This is a genomic window from Halohasta sp. A2 (genome assembly GCF_056175805.1).
On sequence record NZ_JAQFWV010000138.1, the window covers coordinates 1 to 3,055 of the forward strand.

Below are 3,055 nucleotides of genomic sequence, written 5' to 3' on the forward strand. Positions count from 1 at the left end.
GGCTTGATATGTCCATTTCAGGGAATGAGTAATCACTACTGAAATCCATCGATCCCTGTTGCAGAGTGCTGTTCATGCTGATTTCAGTCCTTCAGCAGCGGGAATAGTATTTGTGGGTAAGAGACAGCCCTCTAAGTCGCACAAGGACTTCAGCTGTAAATTCAGGTTGTATAGCAATCTTTCTTGCTGATCTCGTTCTCCTTCTGTCGGTGATGTTCTGTGCGTCGACCTCAGCCGATAATTGAGGCTATCGACTGGCCCGATAGTACAACAATATTAACCAACACTTCGACCCAAAAGTGACTAACGTTGGTTAGCGTGTTCTGCTCTAATGTAAAACCCTGAAATCCCTACAGTACTGGATGCGTTAACGGTCGGCATCGACACAGAAGACGCATGGACCGAGTGTCACTGTCGGCTGTACACCCAAGAAACAGTGTTAATAACGAGCGCTCACAGTAGAAGGGAGACTAACTACTCCACCGGACAGACTGTATCGCCATTTTGCCGTACACGGTCGAATTTCTCAAGATACGTGAGCCTATTTCGAACAACATCAGGCTCCAATCCGAGATTGCCAACCAACTCGTCGACTGTCATCGGTTCGTCGAGTGCCTGGAGGACTTCAAGCCCCCGGTAGTACCTATTCGTGAGCTCCTGAACGCGGGCCTCGACTGGCGTGGTCACTCCGTACCGCTCCTCGAGTTCGATTAGGGCTTCGTTAGCGAACGTGGCAAACTGATCGTCACCTAGGCGTTCGATCTGGACTTCGAGTTCATCCTGGACGACACCATAGTCGAGGCCAGCCTGTACGAGCATATTCATGTCCTCGATATCGTCGTGGCGGCCAGCGATCGCCTTGAACAGGAAGATATCCTCGTTGCTGACTAGCCGGACCGTCAGTCGATCCGTGTCGAGGAACGGCTCGCTGCGCTCTTGCATCCCGTCGGTGAGTACGAGCTTGTTCGCGACCTGCTGGTTGAAGATGTCGAGGCGACACCCATCGTCGTTCTCGATGCAGCTCGTCGCCCCCAGCGCCCGGTAATCTGGATCCAGCGACTGGACTTCCGTATATCCGAGGTCCATTAGGACGGCCCACAGCTGACCGTACGCGTCGCCATCTGGAACAACCAGGTCGATGTCTTTCGTCGCTCCCTTGAGGTCGCGCAGCGACATTGCACCACCACCGATCAAGTAGACTGTGAGCGGTTCAGATAGCCCGCCCCCGATTCGCTGGAATTCGTCCTCGATGTACTTGCGTCCGAATGTTGGTCTCATTGTGGTAGTGGCACCTCGTAGTCAGCCGCCAGCTCCTGGAACTCGTCCCACTCCGGGAGCCGGTCATCCTCGACCTCACCACGCGTATCGAGGTAACGAATCAGGGCGTCGATTTCGTCTTCGAGGCCATACTTCGCCGACTGCTCTCGTAGTTCCGCCTCGTCGACGTCGACATGACTGATCAACAGGAGACAGTACGAGTGATGGCGGCTGCCGTCGTCGATCAAGAGGGTGTGACAACACAGGTCCGCTGGCGAGACGGCATCGAGTTCTTCGGAGTAGACGTAGTAGCGGTAGCCGGTGAGTAGGAACTGGATGTCGAAGGCTGCGAATCGAGCGAGGCCGGTTTCGTGGAATGCTTCTGCGTCGATCTCCATCTCGGTCTGGGCGAGGAATTCGTCGTAGTCCTCCCAGAGAATCGTGCCTTTCGGGGCGACGGCTTCGAGGCGCTGGCGATGCAGATGGTGTGCGAGTTCCCGGGCGAACTCGTGGAGGCGGTCGAAGTTGGCGTTGAACTCATAGTGACCGTCGACGGTCCCGACGAGACCACGGTCGCGAAACCGCTTGAGGACGCGGTTAACCGTGTTGCGGTAGTTGTTGCTCCGGCTGGCGATCTCGGAGACAGTTCGCGGCTGGTCAAGGTAGTACAGCACCTCAAGTGCCTTGCCGGTCAGCAGTTCGGGGAAGTCGATATGGGAGTGCTGGCGGACGAGGTCCTGGTAGAGTTCGACGGCGCGAGAATCAGACGGGAAGACTCGTTTTTGCCGGCCGTCGCGTTCCGTGTAGATGAGTCCCTTTTCGGTGAGGCCACCGACAGCACGGGAGAGGTAGCTCTCGCTGTGGTCGAGCTTCGTCGCGAGTTCGGAGATCGTGTCGCCGCGGTCGACCGTGGCGAGGACCTCGAGTTCGATGCGACGGAGCACGGTGTAACATAGTACGAAACACATGTATAAATAAGTTTCGAGTAGTGTTACAGTCAGCAGGCGCGAGAGCCGTCTCCATCTTTTCGCTCTTATCACTACTTCTGCGGTTCAGCAGCGGCGCTATCTCTGCTCATCTCCTGTAGCTCTGTATGAACAGTTTCTCGTCTGGTATACGAACTCCAAAAACCGCCATCCGACGGTTTCTTGCACCCCTTCGGGGCGCGTTTACGACGCGCCCCGATGGATCAACGTGGTCACATGCAGCCAACACGTGGAATATTGCTCCTGCCTACGTTGAAGGGCTGATTCGACCTGGCAGTCACAAAACTCTTCGAGGAATTGGCAAACGGCTTGCAATCAACGAACACCGCATTAGACGCTTCATTAGTGAAAGTCCATGGGAATATGAGGCTGTCCAGAATCATCTCAATCAACAAATCCCAGAGACGATCGCATCGCCAACGGCGATGCTGATCGTCGATGATGTTGATATGCTCAAACAAGGTCATCATAGTGTGGGTGTCAGGCGTCAGTACGCTGGATCAATCGGAAAGATTGCTTCCTGTCAGGTTGGCGTTGACCTTGTAGCGGCGGTTCCGGGCGAGGCCCGGAACGCCGACCAGCTCACGTGGCCGCTTGGATTCGAATTGTATCTTCCTCGTAAGTGGGTTGAAGATGACGAATTTGAAGACCGCCGACAGCAGTGCGATATTCCTGAAGACGTTCGTTTCCGGACGAAGCCAGAGATCGCAATTGGTCTTGTTTCGCGTGCACGGAAAGCGTCGGTCCCCCCCCCCGGCGGGGGGGGCGACACGGGGTATAGGTAAAATCACAAAATCCGTAAAAAACACACA

3 protein-coding genes are annotated in these 3,055 nt (G+C 55.2%); 1 reads left to right on the forward strand and 2 read right to left on the reverse strand.

The window, feature by feature from the left end; genetic code table 11:
* Positions 1-474 precede the first annotated feature (474 nt).
* On the reverse strand, positions 475-1,278 hold the full coding sequence (locus O2S87_RS18335) for a DUF6036 family nucleotidyltransferase (RefSeq protein ID WP_475410169.1): 804 nt from the start codon (positions 1,276-1,278) through the stop codon (positions 475-477).
* Positions 1,275-2,201 carry a MarR family transcriptional regulator gene (locus tag O2S87_RS18340; RefSeq protein ID WP_475410170.1) on the reverse strand — a complete coding sequence of 309 codons (927 nt, stop codon included), beginning with the start codon at positions 2,199-2,201 and terminating at the stop codon, positions 1,275-1,277. The genes O2S87_RS18335 and O2S87_RS18340 overlap by 4 nt, the downstream gene beginning before the upstream one ends.
* A gap of 149 nt (positions 2,202-2,350) precedes the next feature.
* Here O2S87_RS18340 and O2S87_RS18345 point away from each other — a divergent pair, with 149 nt between their 5' ends.
* Positions 2,351-3,028: an IS701 family transposase gene (locus O2S87_RS18345; RefSeq protein ID WP_475410171.1), complete on the forward strand. Its 678-nt coding sequence runs from the start codon at positions 2,351-2,353 to the stop codon at positions 3,026-3,028.
* The last annotated feature ends 27 nt before the right edge of the window (positions 3,029-3,055 follow it).